Source organism: Kaistella polysaccharea, from assembly GCF_020410745.1.
GTDB lineage: Bacteria > Bacteroidota > Bacteroidia > Flavobacteriales > Weeksellaceae > Kaistella > Kaistella polysaccharea.
In genome coordinates, this window is record NZ_CP084528.1 from 1 (window position 1) to 16,829 (window position 16,829).

Sequence of the window (16,829 nt, forward strand, 5' to 3'; positions counted from 1 at the left end):
TAAATAATCAATAGAACAAAAATTTTTTTTTCAAATTTAAAAATGAGATATTTGTCTTCCCACCAAATCTAACCACTGGAGGGAAAATTGCAGTACGAAAATGGATGAAAATTTAACACTTATTTGGGAAAAGTGTCTTCAGTTTATGAGGGATAACCTTAATGCAGCTGAGGATAATACTGATCTAAAAAAACTTGAGAATTCTTTTGATTTATTGTTCGATAATGTTCGCCCAGTTTCCTTGGTAAGCAATAATCTTACCCTTTTGGTTCCGAGTGATTTTTACAAGGAATATATTGAAGATAATTACCTTTCATTACTTTCTGCTGCGCTTAAAAAAAATATTGGAAAAGGAGTAAAACTTTGGTATTCTGTTATGGAAAATAAGCCTTCCGGACAGGAAAAGCCCATTACTTTAAATGTAAAAGGCAAAAGTGTTCCGACGCCAAAAATGCAGGAAACTTTACCACCCTCTTTTTCTGCGAACCTCATTAATCCATTTGTGGTTCCTGGAATGAAGAAAATTAATATTGATTCAAACCTTAAAGCTGATTTTTCTTTTGATAATTATGTTGAAGGTGAAAGCAATAAATTTGCCTCAACGGTTGCAAAATCAATTGCGAAAAGACCGGGCGCAACAGCTTTTAATCCCTTATTTTTATACGGAGGTTATGGTGTTGGAAAAACGCATTTAGGACATGCAGTTGGATTGGAAGTTAAACATGCTTATCCAGAGAAAGTGGTTCTTTATTTATCATCCGAGAAATTCATTCAGCAATTCGTTTCCGCAGCGAAAGCCCATAAGCAGACAGAATTTGCAAATTTCTACCAAATGGTTGATGTTTTAATAATTGATGATATTCAGTTTTTATCCGGCAAAAAATCTACACAAGACAGCTTTTTCCATATTTTCGATTACTTGCATCAAAACGGAAAACAAATTATTCTAACTTCTGATAAAGCACCGGTGGATATTTTAGATATTCAAGACCGAATCGTTTCTCGATTTAAGTGGGGTCTTTCGGCAGAAATTAAATCTCCGGATTTCGATACACGACGAAAAATCATCGTTGATAAATTAAGCCGCGACGGAATTGTGCTGACAGAAGATATGTTAGATTATCTGGCGTCAGAAGTAAAAACAAACGTTCGCGAACTGATCGGGGTAATTAATTCAGTGATTGCATATTCGACAATCTACAAGTCTGATTTATCATTGGAACTCCTGAAAGAAACCATCAGTAAAATTGCCGCTAATCAGAAAAAAGTCATCAACATTCCTTATATTCAGGAAGTGGTTTGTGAGTATTTTGGGATTCAAAGAGAGCAGTTGTTATCAAAAACACGTAAAAGAGAAATTGCTTTACCGAGACAGTTAGCGATGTATTTCGCAAAAGAGTTCACCAATGCAACTTTTAATAAAATTGGAGAGGAAATGGGCGGTAAAGACCATTCTACGGTAATGTATGCGTGCGATACGATAAAAGATGTTTCTAAAATAGACAAAGAAGTTAAGAAATACGTGAAAGAATTAACGGAGAAAATTAAGCAGTAAAATTTTACATATTTAATATATAAAAGGAGTTTTTTTAAAATTCCTTTTTTTATTTGTAATTTGCCCAAAACGAAAGAAAGTAGATGAAAATATTAATGGTTTGTCTTGGGAATATTTGCAGAAGTCCTTTAGCGGAAGGAATTTTACAGTCAAAATTGTCAGACGATTTTACGGTCGATTCGGCGGGGACAATAAACATGCACGAAGGAAAAAGCCCCGATCACCGAGCGGTTTCAATAGCCGATAAATACAATATTGATATTTCTGAGCAGCAATCCAGACCTTTTAGCGCTTCAGATTTTGAAAAGTACGATAAAATCTACTGCATGGATCGAAATAATTTAAAAGATGTTTTATCCTTGGCAAAAACGGACGAAGACCGAAATAAAGTAGCCTTATTTTTGGAAAATGCCGAAGTTCCCGATCCCTATTGGGGTGATATGAAAGATTTTGATGAAGTTTTTCAACTTTTAGAAACTGCTTCTGAAAGGGTCGCAAAAGATTTAAAGTCTCGGGTAAAAAGTAAAGAGAGCCACGTATAGCGTCTTTATGTATTTTTAGCAATCCAACAACATTTATAATCCAAAAATCAAATCGCGCAATGTTATTCCTCATTCCTGCCTATTTATCTGAAAATTCACCCATCGATTATTTCGCACCAGCGGTTAAAGAATATATTTTAAAGACTGATTATTTTTTTGTGGAAAATGAAAAAACTGCCCGAAAAGTGGTTAAATTTTTTGCACCCGAAAAGAAACAAGCCGATTTAAAATTATTTCTCCTGGATAAAAATACAGAAAGAAAAGATCTGCAGGAAGCACAAATGCTCATGAAAAAAGGCCAGGATTTTGGCTTGCTTTCAGAGGCCGGTTTACCTTGTCTCGCTGATCCCGGAAATGTAATGGTAAAGTGGTGTCATGAAAATAATGTGAAAGTAATCCCTATAAATGGACCTTCTTCTATTATTATGGCGTTGATTTCTAGTGGATTTAATGGTCAGGAATTTACTTTCCATGGCTATCTACCTATCGATAAAACGGAAAAGAAAACGAAAATCAAATGGTTAGAAAATCAAATGAATCAAACAGGATATTCCCAAATCTTCATGGAAACACCTTATCGGAATAATCCGCTTTTTGAAGATCTTTGTAAATTTTTAGCGCCGACTACCAAACTATGCATCGCTGCAAATATCAATGACCCGGAAAATGAATTCATCAAAACATTAACCATAAAAGACTGGCAGAAAAATAAGCCGGAACTTCATAAAATTCCTGCGATTTTTGTTTTAGGGAAATAAAGTTTAACAACCGTTAACAGCACGTTTGCACCATTGTTGATTTCAACTTCGAAAATAAATTATTATGTCAGAGAAAAAATTAGCAGGAATCTGGATGGATTCCGAAAATGCAACCGTTGTAAAAAATCACGATATTGAAAGTGCTTATAAATTTTTCGTTTGTGATCCCGTAAAAAGAGACGTTCAGCATGGCAATTCAAGCGAGAAAAATGCGAACAATGTAGAGCAAACCAATACCGCAAAGTTTTTTAAAGATTTGGAGCATTTGATCACCAACACGCAGGAGCTTTATTTAACTGGAACCGGAACGATTCAGGAACAATTCAAAAATCATCTTGCCGAAACTGCTCAATTTAAAAATTTAAAAGTAACACTGGATACGGATCAGAAAATGAGCGACGAACAATTTTTAGAGAAAGTTAAAAGTCACTTTGGTGAATAATAACATTTTAGAAAGATAAAAGGTCAGAAATTTCTGACCTTTTTTTTATTTTGAATAATGATAGGTAAACGCGTCAGAACTGTCATTCGCTAAATACAAATCTGAAGCGGTTATCTGAGAAACGATAAAATTCGAATAATTACTCAGTTTTAAAAACATTCTTTCCGAATGGTCTGTATTGGTCACATCACGACCTAAAGTGTAACTTCCTTCCTTTACAATCTCATTGTTTTCTTTGATGGAATAGGTATAATTATCATTAATGGTAAGGATTCTATCGATTTTAGTATTTTCAGGTGTTTCATGCACGTTCGCGATACCGCCATCCGTAGAAACCCAGTTCCATACACCGACATACTGTTCGTTATCGGATTCGTCTGCTCGCGTTCCACAGGCGATTATAAGCAAGAATAAACCAGCCAAAATTCCTATTTTCTTCAACATTTTTTTTATTTAAAATTTATAATACTCAAAACTAAGATTTAAAATAGAGCTTTCATCAATTTGCTTTGTGTTAAATCAGATACCTGATTCAAATCATTTTAATATTTGATGTTCCATTTTTTCAAAATAAAAGAAAGCAACCATATTGGTCCGATAAGTAAAAACTGTAAATCTTTTAGAAAACTTGGTTTTTTACCTTCTATTTTATGGCCGTAAAATTGTCCGATCCAGGAGAGAACAAAAACGACTACAAAGAAAATCCAGGATTGGTGTTCAAATTTAACATTGACAAAATAAACCAGATGTTCCATCAACATCATTATAAAAATCATGATGACGGCAATTCTCCACGACAGTCTGAAATAAAATATGGTCACCAAAATAACTGCAATGATACTTACAATGCTGATGCAACCGAAATATTGAACACAAAAATGTGGCGTTGGAATTAATGAGATAAAACCTAAAATCGACCAAAATATTAAAGGAACACAAATCCAGTGAATTAATTTATTGGTTTGATTCTGATGACTTTCCGCGTATTCGGCAAAAAGAAGATCTATTTTTCTCATTGTTTTTACATTTTTGGTTAACTAAATTTAATCATTCTTTTGCTAATTAACTGCAATTTTTCATGCCAGATATTCTGATATTTTACTACTGCTCAATATTTACTTATTTTTGCTGAAATTTAAAAGGAATGAAAGATCTAATGGGGCAGGCGATTTGGGATTTTTATCATGACGAAAGTCCTGAAAATTTATTGACCGAAACTTCTATTTCTGAGATGGATGATCTGCCAGTAGACTATCTATTTCGAGATTTTGAGGAGATGAATATGGTGGAACAAAAAGCTTTGGAATTATCGAAAGGTAAAGTTTTAGATGTTGGCGCTGGCGCCGGTTCACACAGTTTATACCTTCAAGATGAAAAAGGTTTGGATGTTTTGGCCTTAGATTTTTCTCCGAAATCAATTGAAGTTTGTAAACTACGTGGTGTTAGAAATACAGTATGTTCAGATATTCTTCAGTTTTCTGGTGAAACTTACGATACAATTTTGTTGTTAATGAATGGAACCGGAATTTTCCAGTCTCTTGATAAAATTGATGTTTACTTAGAAAAATTACATTCACTTTTAAAGGACGACGGTCAAATCTTAATTGACAGTACTGATATTCTCTACATGTACGATCGGTCCGACGATGGCGGAGTTTTAGTCCCGACCGAACATTATTATGGGGAAGTCGATTATTTTGTTCACTATAAATTGGATACAGAAAAACCGATTAAGTGGCTTTATTTAGATTTTGAAACCATGAAAAGAGCCGTTGAAAATAATGGATTTAAAATTGAAAAAATTCTTCAGCAGGAAGATTCATATTTAGCCAGATTAACAAAAAAGACCTGAATTAATTTCAGGTCTGTTTGTCTTCGCTAAGTGCAACGCTTTTGCGTCCTTAAAAGCAGCTCAAAAACATTCGAATTGGAAAAATTTGCGTCTTTGCGTTAAAAAACAAATCATCCATAAATTAATTATCCGATCTCAATACCGTTTTCTACTTGCTTTTCAGGTGTTACAAATACTAATTTTCCTTCTGCATCATTGGTTAAAAGCAACATTCCCTGAGATTCGATTCCTCTGATTTTACGTGGAGCAAGATTTAATAAAATCATGACCTGTTTTCCTACACATTCTTCTGGCGTGAAACTTTCAGCAACTCCCGAAACAACCGTCCTGACATCAACTCCAGTATCGACGGAGAATTTCAATAGTTTATCTGCTTTTTCTACTTTTTCTGCAGTCAGAATTGTAGCAGTTCGTAAATCGATTTTGGTAAAATCATCAAATTGAATTTCTTCTTTCATCGGGTTCGCTTTAGGATTGGTTTTTTTGTTGGATTCTTTCGTGTTCTCTAATTTCTGAATTTGAAATTCAATCGTTTCATCTTCAATTTTAGAAAATAATAATTCTGCCGGATTAATTTGATGTCCAGTTTTGATCAATACTTTTTCGTTTTTAATGTCTGACCAGTTGAGTTGAGAAACATTAAACATTTTCTGTAATTTCTCTGCACTGAATGGCAAGAATGGTTCACAAATCTGTGCTAAACCAACGGCGATTTGAGCGGCGATAAATAAAGAACCTGCGGCTTTTTCCGGATTATCTTTAATGGTTTTCCAAGGTTCTTCAATCTGAAGATATTGATTTCCGAAACGCGCCAGATTCATCATTGCCGTTAAAGCATTTCTGAATTCGTAATGTTCTAAGAAATTTTCAACTTCGGTAGCGGCTTTCGCAATTTCCTCAAGTTCGTCTGCATTTTCATTTCCAGCCGGAACCACGCCGTCGTAATATTTATGAATCAAAACGGCAACTCTATTAATAAAGTTCCCGAAAATCCCCACCAATTCAGAATTGTTTTTGGTTTGGAAATCTTTCCACGTAAAGTTATTGTCTTTGGTTTCCGGCGCGGAAGAAAGTAGGGCATAACGCAAAACATCTTGCTGACCCGGGAATTCCTGAACATATTCGTGGGCCCAAACTGCCCAGTTACGCGAAGTCGAGATTTTGTCGTTTTCTAAATTTAAAAATTCAAAAGCAGGAACATTGGTCGGCATAATGTAATCACCATGCGCTTTCATCATCGCCGGAAAAATTATACAGTGGAAAACAATATTGTCTTTTCCGATAAAATGGACCAAATCTGTATTTTCATTTTGCCAGTAATCTTTCCAGTCTTTGCCGTTTTTCTCTGCCCATTCCTGGGTGAAAGAAATATAGCCAATCGGCGCATCAAACCAAACGTAAAGGACTTTTCCTTCTGCATCAGGAAGAGGAACAGGAACGCCCCAGTTCAAATCCCGAGTCATCGCTCTTGGTTTCAAACCATCGGTGAGCCATGATTTTACTTGGCCGTAAACATTCGGTTTCCAATCATCTTTATGTCCTTCGATAATCCATTCATTCAAGAAATCTTCGTAATCATTTAAAGGAAGATACCAGTTTTTAGTTTCCTTTAAAATGGGAACATTTCCGCTTAACATTGATTTTGGATTAATCAATTCTGAAGGCGAAAGGGTAGAACCACATTTTTCGCACTGATCACCATATGCGTTTTCATTACCGCAATTTGGGCAAGTTCCTACAATATAACGGTCTGCGAGGAATTCATTAGCTTGTTCATCAAAGTATTGTTCGGAAACTTCTTCGATAAACTTTCCTTTATTATATAAGGTCTTGAAAAATTCCTGACTAACATCGTGATGTCTTTTTGAAGTCGTTCTGGAATATTCATCAAAAGAAATTCCCAAATCTTCGAAAGATTGTTTGATGATTTCGTGGTATTTGTCAACGATATCTTGTGGAGTTACGCCTTCTTTTTTAGCACGAATAGTAATTGGAATTCCGTGTTCATCAGATCCGCAAATAAAAGCGACTTCTTTTCCTAATCTTCTGTTGAACCTCGCGTACACATCTGCAGGAATATAAACTCCTGCGAGATGGCCAATATGAACTGGTCCATTAGCATAAGGCAAGGCTGCCGTAATCAACTTTCTTTCTGACATCATATAGTCTAAATTTTTGCAAATATAAGAGTTATGCAACGGAATCGAAAATATGCGTATTTAAATCATTTGTAAGAGAAGAAAATTTTTATTTTTTATGAAAATCAGTCCCTTGATGCCTAAAAAAGGCTAAACATCTGTTTGAATTATTGTTAAAATTTTATAAAAATTTCCATTTTAACGTTTTAATTAAGTTGTTGATAAATAATAACTTATGTAAAATCGGAACTATTAATTCATGATACTTATCATCGATAATTAACAATTTGCATTATAAATTTATGATATCTGAAAAAAGAGTTAAATTGCATCGCTCCTTTTAAAGAGCACATTGTGCATTTTTGAATATAAACCTCAAATTTTATTTTTGTGAGAAACTATACTAAAGTTTTAAAAATTGCTCCCGCATTTTTATTGGCCGGATCAATATTACAGGCACAGACAACAGATTCTGTGAAAACGGCCGAAATCGAGCAGGTCGTGCTTATTGGTTATGGTAAACAGAAGAAAGAAGATCTTACAGGATCAATCGCTTCTATTACATCCAAAGATTTTAACCCGGGTTCTACTTCCGCAGATCAATTGATCCAAGGTAAAGCTCCTGGTGTAACGGTAACGGGGAATGGTGGAAATCCTGGATCTGGAGCAACAATCCGTATTAGAGGTGGTGCTTCTTTAACAGCGAGCAACGATCCATTAATTGTAATCGATGGAATCCCAATGGATTTTGGCGGAATTAATGGAGCGTCGAATGCATTAGCATTAATTAACCCGAATGATATTGAGTCTTTTGACGTTTTGAAAGATGCTTCAGCAGCGGCAATTTATGGTAACAGAGCATCAAACGGTGTTATCTTAATTACCACGAAAAAAGGTTCATCTGGAAGAGTGAAAGTAAATTTCTCTACTTCAGGTTCTGTTTCTACAAAAATGGGGAATCAAGATGTTCTTACAGCGGATCAGTTTAGAGCTTTTGTTCAGGAAAACGCTTCCCAAAATTACGTCGATAAGTTAGGAACTGCGAATACAAACTGGCAAGATCTTATTTATCAGCAAGCTTGGGGTACCGATAATAATGTTGCCATTTCTGGTGGTATTAAAAAGTTACCGTACCGTTTATCTTTAGGCTACAACGAGCAAAATGGTATTGTAAGAACAAATGAATTTAAAAGAACTTCAGCCTCATTAAACCTGACGCCGAAATTTTTTGACAATCATTTAAGTGTTACTGCAAACTTAAAAGGTTCCATGACGGAAAATCGTTTTCCAGCTGGAGTAATTGGAGCAGCTCAGTTTTTTGATCCAACTCAGGATGTTTATGATTACACCGCACAAGGTGATAAAGTAAACAACTATTGGGAGTGGTTTTTAAATCCTGACAATGTGAATGTAAATGCAACTAGAAATCCACTGGCGTCCTTATATGGCAGACGTGATGTTTCTACCGTTTTCCGTGGGATCGGAAACTTGCATTTAGATTATAAATTGCATTTCCTTCCAGATTTACATTTGAATGTAATTGGTGGTTATGACTATCAGAAAGGAAATGGTGCAACTACACAATATCCTGGATATGCAGGAATGTTGGCTTCTGGTGATGTAAGTACAAGAAGAGATTATACGCAAGAAAAAACCAACAAATTATTAGAAACTTATTTAAACTACGTAAAAACAATTACTGCAATTAATACGAAAGTAGATTTATTGGCAGGTTATTCTTACCAGGAGTTTCATAATGATGTTCCATCTGCAACAACTTACTACGGTAATCCAGACCGCGTTTCTACACCAAGTAACCGTTACGAAAGCAATTTGGTTTTATTAGGATTTTATGGTAGAGGTATTTTTTCCATTGCTGATAAATATATCTTAACAGGATCAGTTAGAAGAGATGCTTCTTCTAGATTTTATAATGGAGTTGATTTAAAAAATAACTGGGGAACCTTTTATGCAGCTTCCGGAGCCTGGAAAATTAAAAGTGAAGATTTCCTAAAAGATTCCAATGTGATCTCTGATTTAAAACTTCGTGCAGGTTGGGGAGAAACAGGACAACAGGAAGTAGGAGGTCCTTACAATTCATTTGCATCATATAATGTGTCGGAACCAACTGCACAATATGGTTTTGGTGATCAGTTTTATTTCATGTACCGACCAACTCAGTACAATCCGAATTTAACTTGGGAAACTACAGAGACGGTTAATGCAGGTTTAGATTTCGGTTTCTTTAATAACAGAATTTCTGGATCATTCGATTGGTTTAAGAAAAACACCAGAGACTTATTAGCAGAAGTTCAGGTTCCAGCAGGGGAATTCAGTAATAAGAATATCAAAAACATTGGTCAAATGGAAACTGATGGTCTTGAATTCTTAATTAATGTCACTCCGATCAAAACTGAAAATACGAAATGGGATTTCAGTTTCAACGTTGCCCATTACAACCCGAAAGTAACAGATTTTACAGACGTTGCTGAAGGTTATGTAATTCAACAAGGTGGAATTTCAGGAGGTGTTGGTAATACGATTCAAGCGCACAGTGTAGGTTATACACCGTTCAGCTTTTATGTATTCCAACAAACGTACGATAACAGCGGAAAACCTTTAGAAGGCGTTTACGTTGACAGAAATGGTGATGGTAAAATAACTGCATCTGGTGATAAATATTTTTATCAATCTACCACACCTGATGCAACATTTGGTTTCTCTACAAAATTCGCTTACAAGAACTGGGATTTCTCCACTTCATTACGTGCGGTTTTAGGAAATTACGTGTATAACAACTTTGCATCACAATCAAACATTCAGAGTATTGCTACCAATGAATACTTGCAGAATATTTCTACCACAACAGCCAATTACGGATTCGGAACTCCACAATACTGGAGTGATGCATTTGTCGAAGACGCTTCATTCTTAAGAATGGATAATCTTACTTTGGGATATAATTTCGGTGATGTATTCAGCCAGGGAAGCAATCTAAGAGTGTACGGTATGGCACAAAATGTATTTGTAGTAACAGACTACTCAGGTGTTGATCCAGAAATTTTTGGAAATATTGATAATGGATTTTATCAAAGACCAAAAGTATATTCATTAGGATTAAACTTTCAATTTTAATAAATTACAATAATGAAAAATTTCAGACTAAAAAATATTTCTATAGCTGTAGCTATTTTTGGCGCATCGCTTACGATGAGCTCGTGTATAGATGACTTAAGACAGGAACCGATTACAGAGGTTACTGCTGCAAGTCTCTACAAAGACTTTGGTAATTACAAAGGACTTTTGGCAAAACTTTACGGCGGATTAGCTGTGGGTGGACAATCTGGAGGTGATGGTAACGGTGATATCGCAGATATTGATGGTGGTTTCTCAAACTACATGAGACTTCTTTATATCATGCAGGAAATTACAACCGACGAAGCAGTGATTGGTTGGAATGATGGTACTTTACCAGAATTTCATAAAATGACCTGGACTCCTACAAATGAGTTCAACAACGCCATGTATTACAGATTGTATACAGAAATCGCTTTCTGTAACGAGTTTATTAAAAATACAACTGATGAGATGCTTAGCCAAAATGGTATCGCTGGCGCTGACTTAGATGAAGCGAAAGTGATGAGAGCGGAAGCTAAATTCCTAAGAGCACAATCTTACTACCATTTACTAGACCTTTACGGAAATGTACCGTTTGTTGACGAAACTACTTTTGGAACGTTGCCAAAACAGATTTCTAGAAAAGATCTTTTCACTTATGTTGAAACTGAATTAAAAGCTGCTGTTGAAGGTTTAAAAGCGCCAAAAGCAAACGAATACGGGCGTCTTGACAAAGCTGCTGCGTGGACATTGCTTTCAAGATTATATCTGAATGCTAAAGTGTACACAGGTACAGAAAGAAATGCAGACGTAATTGCAAACACTGAAAAAGTAATCAGTGCGGGTTACCAACTTAATCCAAAATATGCTAATTTATTTTTAGCCGATAATAATCTAAACAATCCAGAAAATATTTTTTCAATTGTTTATGATGGATTGAAAACGCAAACCAACGGAGGTACAACATTTATGGTTCACGCAGCTGTAGGTGGTACAATGAAACCTGCAGAGTTTGGGATCAACGGTGGTTGGGGCGGTATTAGAACGACCAAAGCTTTTGTAAATAAATTTGAAGCGAACGATGTAAGAGGCCGATTCTATACAGACGGACAATCACTTGAAATTAATGACTTAGGTAATTTTAATGATGGTTATGCTTTCATTAAATACAAAAACGTAAAAAGTACAGGTGCTAACGGTGCTCACGATAACTGGGTAGAAGCTGACTTATCAGTTTACCGCTTGGCAGATGTTTACTTAATGTATGCTGAAGCAGTTCTTAGAGGAGGCGGCGGTAGTATGGCGACAGCAGTTTCTTACGTGAATGCAATTCGTACAAGAGCGAAAGCAACGCCAGTTACTTTCATCGATCTAAACTTTATTTTAGACGAAAGATCACGTGAAATGTCTTGGGAAAATACGCGTAGAACTGACTTGATCCGTTTTGGTAAATTTACTTCTGCAACTTATTTGTGGCCTTGGAAAGGTAATGCCAAAGATGGTATTGCTGTAGGTGAGTATCGAAACTTGTTCCCAATTCCGAACAATGACCTGGTCGTTAATCCGAACTTGGTTCAAAATCCTGGTTATTAATATCTAAATATAGAAAACAATGAAAAATAATATCTTTAAAAATATTTTTTTACCGCTAATAATGATCTTAGGTCTGGCTTCATGTCAGGATCGGGACATTGTTACGATCGACAATGAAACGTCGGCAACGGTGATGGACCTTTCGACGAGCAGTCTGTTCTTAGATAAAAACTTTCCGGCAAATCCGGCACTTACAGTATCGTGGAAGCCTGCTTCTTATACAGTGCCTACGGAAATTACGTACAAGATTGAAGCTTCAGGCGACGATAAATTTACAAAACCTGAAACATTAGCTACCGTTTCAAGTTCTGAGAGATCAGCTTCTTTCACGACTCTTCAGATGAATGATGCAGCGGCAGCAATCGGCTTGAAACCAGGTGTGGAAGGTAAAATGTTTATGCGTGTTATTTCCTACGTAGGAACCGCACAATCATTGGCCACCGTATCTAATGTAACTTCATTAAAGATTACACCTTATGTGTTGACGTTCCCGAGCTTCTACATCGTAGGTGCTGCCTCTTATGTAGGTTGGACTCCAGATAAAGCACAGGTTCTCTACAAAAGCGAAAGTCTTTCTTACATTTATACCTATTTAAAAAGTGGTGAAAAATTCAGATTCTTAGGTCAATTGGCTTGGGATGGTAAAAATTACGCGCTGAATAGTCCTTCAACTAAAGCTTCCAATCAATATTTCAATCAGTGGAGTGATAATCTTACTCCCCCGACTGATGATGATGAAAACATCAAGTTTACAGGAGCTACAGGAATTTATAAAATTACGATCAATGCTGCTCAAGGTGTTCAGACAATCGACGTTAAACCATCAGCTATTCCAGCTTTCGATTTCCCTGAAATTTATTTGGTAGGAAACATCGCAGGAAATGGTTGGAGTCCAGAAAATGGAGTGGCAATGACTACGGTTGGAGATGGCGTATATGAATATACGACAAAACTTGCTGGAGACACTGAATTTAAAATTATCGGTCAAAAATCTTGGGGTGATCTTGATTGGGGAAATATCTCTGGAGATGGAAACACTGGTTTCGTTGGTCCGAAGGGAGACAATGGAAATATTAAATTCGTAGGCGATGGTGGTTCTTATAAAATTACCGTGAATTTGAAAGCCGGAATTTATACAATTGTGAAACTATAATTTTTCAAATCCAATCTTTAATTAAAACAAATGAAAAATATTTTTAAATTATTAAGTATGCTTCTCTTGCCATTGCTTTTGGTAAATGCATGTAGAGAAGATGCTGACCGAAACTGGACGTCGCCAGAGCCGTCGTTCAAGTTATACGATACGACCTTGGGAAGTAATGTTCTTTACCCAACGATGGAAAGTAATCCGTTTATCCTGAACTGGGACGATGCTGTTTCTGGTTCTGGATCTTACACGGTTGTGCTTTCGTCAACTGCAGATTTCAAGAATAAAGTTGAATTGGGTAAATCTGATACCAACACGTTGAAAACAAGTATTGGAGCATTGAACAAAGCCATGCTTAAAGCAGGTTTAAATCCTTACTCTTCTCAGACTGCTTTTGTACGAGTTGAAAGAGGAACTGAAGTTTCTAACATGGTCTCTTTTGCAGTAACTACTTACCCAGCTGATGGACCGATGATTACCAATCCAGCTGCAGGATCAACTTTGGTCTTAGATAAAAATAATCCTGACGCAGTTGCAACAACAATTAAATGGAACGATTACACTAAATATGGCGTAAAAGTGACTTATTTAGTAGAAATTGCGGGAGCGAGTGGTGAGGTCTATTTTCCTTTGGGAACTGTAGAAAATGCGAATTCATTAGCAGTTTCTAATGTAGCAATGGATCAGGCAGTACTAAAAGCGGGAGCGGTAGCAAATGTTGCCAGCGACATCAAGATTAGAGTAACTGCAACTTCTTCCTCAATTGGAGGTACGATTGTTAAAGTTTCCGATGTTGTAACATTTAAAGTGACACCTTACCAATTAGAATCATTCCTTTATGTTCCGGGAGCTTACCAAGGTTGGAATCCAGAAACGGCGGTAGCGATTCGTTCTGCAACAACTAATGGAATCTATATCGGTTACATTAATTTTACAGATGCAAATTCTGAATTTAAAGTAAATCCAGCGAGAAATTGGGACAATAGTTATGGGTCCACAGGCGGTAATAATATCACGTACAATTCAGGTGGTAACCTAGTTGCGCCAAATACAGGATACCAAAAACTAACGGTTGATTTAAATGCAATGACTTATGCTTTAACCGCATATTCTTGGGGAATTATTGGTAGCGCATCGCCAGGAGGTTGGGATAGTGATACCGATATGGTATTCAACAGTACCACTCAGAAATGGGAAATTGCAAGCATTGCACTTTCTGTTGGAGAGATTAAATTCAGATTAAACAATGATTGGGGAACCAATTTTGGAGATGATGGAAATAATGGAACTTTAGAGGCAGGAGCAGCTAATATTCCAATTACTGAAGCGGGTAATTATAAAATTACTTTCGACGAAGAAAATTTACTATGGACTAAAACAAAATTGTAGAAGTCACCTAAATATAACTAGTGAAACTGTTGCTTTATAGCAACAGTTTTTTTATTTTTAAGAATTCAAAATATAGATAATGACAAAATTCACAATATCCGCACTTTTCCTGGTGATGGGAAGTTTCGCTATCAACGCACAATCTTTAAAATCTCCCGATGGAAAGTTTGAAATGAATTTTCAGTTAAAAGCTGGAGTTCCGTATTACGATCTTAAATACCAAGGTAAAACAGTCGTTGAAGATTCTAAATTAGGATTAAGATTACTTCGTGATGGTAATATTCAATTCGCCTCCGAAATTGAAAATAAAGATCAGAAAGGAAAAGATCTAGATAACGGCTTCACCAAAACTGCCGAAAAATACGATTCCAAAAAAGAATCTTGGGATCCGATAATGGGTGAGAAGAAATCGTATTTGAATCACTACAATGAATTGGCAGTAACTTTAAACCAAGATGCAAACGACAGACATATCATCGTTAAATTCCGTTTGTTCGATGATGGTTTAGGATTCAGATATGAATTTCCCATGCAGAAAAATCTGAATTATTTCATTATTAAAGAAGAAGATACCGAAATCGATTTGCCAACCGATATGAAAGCTTGGTGGCTCGCCGGAGATTACGATTCTCAGGAATATCAAACTCAAACTACAAAATTGTCAGAAGTTCCCGCAAAGTGGCCAACATCTTACGATGGAAATGCTTCTCAAACTTTAATTAAAAATGCCGTTCAAACGCCATTAATGTTGAAGAAAGAAGGCAAAGATCAATTGTATTTGAATATTGCCGAAGCAGCGGTGATTAATTATCCAGCTTCCAATTTAGAACTCGATGCGGCAAATTTTAAATTCAAAACACATTTAACACCTGACGCTCAAGGTGCCAAAGGTTATATTCAAACCCCAGCAGTTTCTCCCTGGAGAACGATTATAGTTTCTCCAAAAGCAGAAGAAGTGATGGCTTCGAAAATGCTTTTCAATCTGAATGAACCGACTCAATACAAAGACACGTCTTACATCAAACCCACAAAATACATGGGCGTTTGGTGGGAAATGATTATCGGCAAATCACAATGGGCGTATTCAACCGCCAACAACGTTCATATCGGAAAAACAGATTTTTCTAAATTAACGCCGAACGGAAAACACGCCGCCAACAATACCAAAGTAAAAGAATATATCGATTTCGCTTCAGCGAACGGTTTTGACGCTTTACTCATCGAGGGCTGGAACACCGGTTGGGAAGATTGGTTCGGTCACAGCAAAGAATTCGTTTTCGATTTCATCACGCCTTATCCGGATTTTGATATCAAAATGTTGAATGATTACGCCCATTCAAAAAACATGAAATTGATGATGCATCATGAAACTTCTGGTTCCGCCACGAACTACGAAAGATGGGCAGATGAAGCTTTCAAATTGATGAATAAATACGATTACCCAGCAGTGAAAACAGGTTACGTTGGGAACATTATTCCACGTGGCGAACATCATTATTCGCAGTGGACCATCAACCATTATTTAAGAATTGCTGAAAAAGCCAATGATTACAAAATCATGGTCAACTCTCACGAATCGGTGCGTCCATCTGGTCTGTCACGCACCTATCCAAACTGGGTTGCGGCAGAGGCAGCACGTGGAACAGAGTTCGAAGCATTCGGTGGAAATAATCCGGATCATCAAACCATCTTGCCGTTTACCCGTTTTATGGGTGGACCAATGGATTACACACCGGGAATTTTCCAAACCAAGCTTGATTATTATTTCCCGGGCGATACAAGATTCGTGAAAACCACTTTGGTGAAACAATTAGCACTCTATGTGGTGATGTATTCTCCGCTTCAAATGGCGGCCGATTTACCGGAAAATTACGCCAAACACATGGATGCTTTTCAGTTCATCAAGGACGTTGCGGTAGATTGGAATGACACCAAAATTTTATCAGCAGAACCGGGCGATTACATTCATACTGCCAGAAAAGCCAAAGGAAAAGACGAATGGTACGTCGGCGGAATCACCGATGAAAACGCCAGAAATTATACGGTAGATTTCTCATTCCTTCCAAAAGGTAAAAAATACGAAGCGACCATTTACGCAGATGGCGACGATGCCGATTACATCAAGAATCCGCAATCCTATAAAATCTATAAGAAAACGGTGACCAGTAAATCAAAACTTCCAATGAAGTTAGCAAGAAGCGGTGGATACGCAATTTCTGTAAAACCGATAAAATAATTTAAAGGAAACTCCGAAGGAGTTTAACGACAAAAGCCCCGTGTGAAACTCGGGGTTTTA

13 protein-coding genes are annotated in these 16,829 nt (G+C 36.5%); 10 read left to right on the top strand and 3 right to left on the bottom strand.

Annotated features, from left to right (window positions below; translation table 11 throughout):
* The first annotated feature begins 100 nt into the window (after nucleotides 1-100).
* The 4 genes from dnaA (at nucleotide 101) to LC814_RS00020 (ending at nucleotide 3,297) form a co-directional block, all read left to right on the top strand.
* Complete coding sequence (gene dnaA / locus LC814_RS00005; protein WP_226064306.1) at nucleotides 101-1,555, top strand: chromosomal replication initiator protein DnaA; 1,455 nt, start codon at nucleotides 101-103, stop codon at nucleotides 1,553-1,555.
* Between the two features lie 83 nt (nucleotides 1,556-1,638).
* On the top strand, nucleotides 1,639-2,097 hold the full coding sequence (locus LC814_RS00010) for a low molecular weight protein-tyrosine-phosphatase (RefSeq protein ID WP_226064307.1): 459 nt from the start codon (nucleotides 1,639-1,641) through the stop codon (nucleotides 2,095-2,097).
* A 59-nt stretch (nucleotides 2,098-2,156) separates the two neighbouring features.
* Complete coding sequence (locus LC814_RS00015; RefSeq protein WP_226064308.1) at nucleotides 2,157-2,855, top strand: SAM-dependent methyltransferase; 699 nt, start codon at nucleotides 2,157-2,159, stop codon at nucleotides 2,853-2,855.
* 64 nt (nucleotides 2,856-2,919) lie between these two features.
* Nucleotides 2,920-3,297: a hypothetical protein gene (locus LC814_RS00020; protein ID WP_143853269.1), complete on the top strand. Its 378-nt coding sequence runs from the start codon at nucleotides 2,920-2,922 to the stop codon at nucleotides 3,295-3,297.
* 45 nt (nucleotides 3,298-3,342) lie between these two features.
* Here LC814_RS00020 and LC814_RS00025 read toward each other — a convergent pair whose 3' ends face one another.
* Nucleotides 3,343-3,741, bottom strand: coding sequence for a hypothetical protein (locus tag LC814_RS00025; protein WP_226064309.1), 399 nt, complete (start codon nucleotides 3,739-3,741; stop codon nucleotides 3,343-3,345).
* 98 nt (nucleotides 3,742-3,839) lie between these two features.
* Nucleotides 3,840-4,313: an Mpo1 family 2-hydroxy fatty acid dioxygenase gene (locus LC814_RS00030; RefSeq protein ID WP_226064310.1), complete on the bottom strand. Its 474-nt coding sequence runs from the start codon at nucleotides 4,311-4,313 to the stop codon at nucleotides 3,840-3,842.
* A gap of 128 nt (nucleotides 4,314-4,441) precedes the next feature.
* Here LC814_RS00030 and LC814_RS00035 point away from each other — a divergent pair, with 128 nt between their 5' ends.
* Entirely contained in the window at nucleotides 4,442-5,149 is a 708-nt protein-coding gene (locus LC814_RS00035) for a class I SAM-dependent methyltransferase (protein WP_226064311.1), read from the top strand.
* Between the two features lie 125 nt (nucleotides 5,150-5,274).
* Here the strand turns inward: LC814_RS00035 and metG are convergent, their stop codons facing one another.
* Nucleotides 5,275-7,308, bottom strand: coding sequence for a methionine--tRNA ligase (metG, locus tag LC814_RS00040; RefSeq protein ID WP_226065829.1), 2,034 nt, complete (start codon nucleotides 7,306-7,308; stop codon nucleotides 5,275-5,277).
* Nucleotides 7,309-7,677: 369 nt separating this feature from the next.
* Here metG and LC814_RS00045 point away from each other — a divergent pair, with 369 nt between their 5' ends.
* The 5 genes from LC814_RS00045 (at nucleotide 7,678) to LC814_RS00065 (ending at nucleotide 16,769) form a co-directional block, all read left to right on the top strand.
* A complete protein-coding gene (locus tag LC814_RS00045; protein WP_226064312.1) occupies nucleotides 7,678-10,422 on the top strand; it encodes a SusC/RagA family TonB-linked outer membrane protein in 2,745 nt (914 codons plus the stop codon).
* 12 nt (nucleotides 10,423-10,434) lie between these two features.
* Nucleotides 10,435-11,997, top strand: coding sequence for a RagB/SusD family nutrient uptake outer membrane protein (locus LC814_RS00050; RefSeq protein ID WP_226064313.1), 1,563 nt, complete (start codon nucleotides 10,435-10,437; stop codon nucleotides 11,995-11,997).
* A gap of 19 nt (nucleotides 11,998-12,016) precedes the next feature.
* Nucleotides 12,017-13,150 (top strand): SusE domain-containing protein, encoded by a 1,134-nt coding sequence (locus LC814_RS00055; RefSeq protein WP_226064314.1) that lies wholly within the window; start codon nucleotides 12,017-12,019, stop codon nucleotides 13,148-13,150.
* A 30-nt stretch (nucleotides 13,151-13,180) separates the two neighbouring features.
* Nucleotides 13,181-14,533 (top strand): SusE domain-containing protein, encoded by a 1,353-nt coding sequence (locus LC814_RS00060; protein ID WP_226064315.1) that lies wholly within the window; start codon nucleotides 13,181-13,183, stop codon nucleotides 14,531-14,533.
* Between the two features lie 79 nt (nucleotides 14,534-14,612).
* Nucleotides 14,613-16,769 (top strand): glycoside hydrolase family 97 protein, encoded by a 2,157-nt coding sequence (locus LC814_RS00065; RefSeq protein ID WP_226064316.1) that lies wholly within the window; start codon nucleotides 14,613-14,615, stop codon nucleotides 16,767-16,769.
* Nucleotides 16,770-16,829: the final 60 nt, after the last annotated feature.

Excerpts from the sequence above, each read along its gene's own strand:
- dnaA (WP_226064306.1), top strand. The coding sequence starts at position 101 with ATGGATGAAAATTTAACACTTATTTGGGAAAAGTGTCTTCAGTTTATG.
- LC814_RS00010 (WP_226064307.1), top strand. The coding sequence starts at position 1,639 with ATGAAAATATTAATGGTTTGTCTTGGGAATATTTGCAGAAGTCCTTTA.
- LC814_RS00025 (WP_226064309.1), bottom strand. The coding sequence starts at position 3,741 with ATGTTGAAGAAAATAGGAATTTTGGCTGGTTTATTCTTGCTTATAATC.
- metG (WP_226065829.1), bottom strand. The coding sequence starts at position 7,308 with ATGTCAGAAAGAAAGTTGATTACGGCAGCCTTGCCTTATGCTAATGGA.
- LC814_RS00050 (WP_226064313.1), top strand. The coding sequence starts at position 10,435 with ATGAAAAATTTCAGACTAAAAAATATTTCTATAGCTGTAGCTATTTTT.
- LC814_RS00015 (WP_226064308.1), top strand. The coding sequence starts at position 2,157 with ATGTTATTCCTCATTCCTGCCTATTTATCTGAAAATTCACCCATCGAT.
- LC814_RS00065 (WP_226064316.1), top strand. The coding sequence starts at position 14,613 with ATGACAAAATTCACAATATCCGCACTTTTCCTGGTGATGGGAAGTTTC.
- LC814_RS00020 (WP_143853269.1), top strand. The coding sequence starts at position 2,920 with ATGTCAGAGAAAAAATTAGCAGGAATCTGGATGGATTCCGAAAATGCA.
- LC814_RS00030 (WP_226064310.1), bottom strand. The coding sequence starts at position 4,313 with ATGAGAAAAATAGATCTTCTTTTTGCCGAATACGCGGAAAGTCATCAG.
- LC814_RS00060 (WP_226064315.1), top strand. The coding sequence starts at position 13,181 with ATGAAAAATATTTTTAAATTATTAAGTATGCTTCTCTTGCCATTGCTT.
- LC814_RS00035 (WP_226064311.1), top strand. The coding sequence starts at position 4,442 with ATGAAAGATCTAATGGGGCAGGCGATTTGGGATTTTTATCATGACGAA.
- LC814_RS00055 (WP_226064314.1), top strand. The coding sequence starts at position 12,017 with ATGAAAAATAATATCTTTAAAAATATTTTTTTACCGCTAATAATGATC.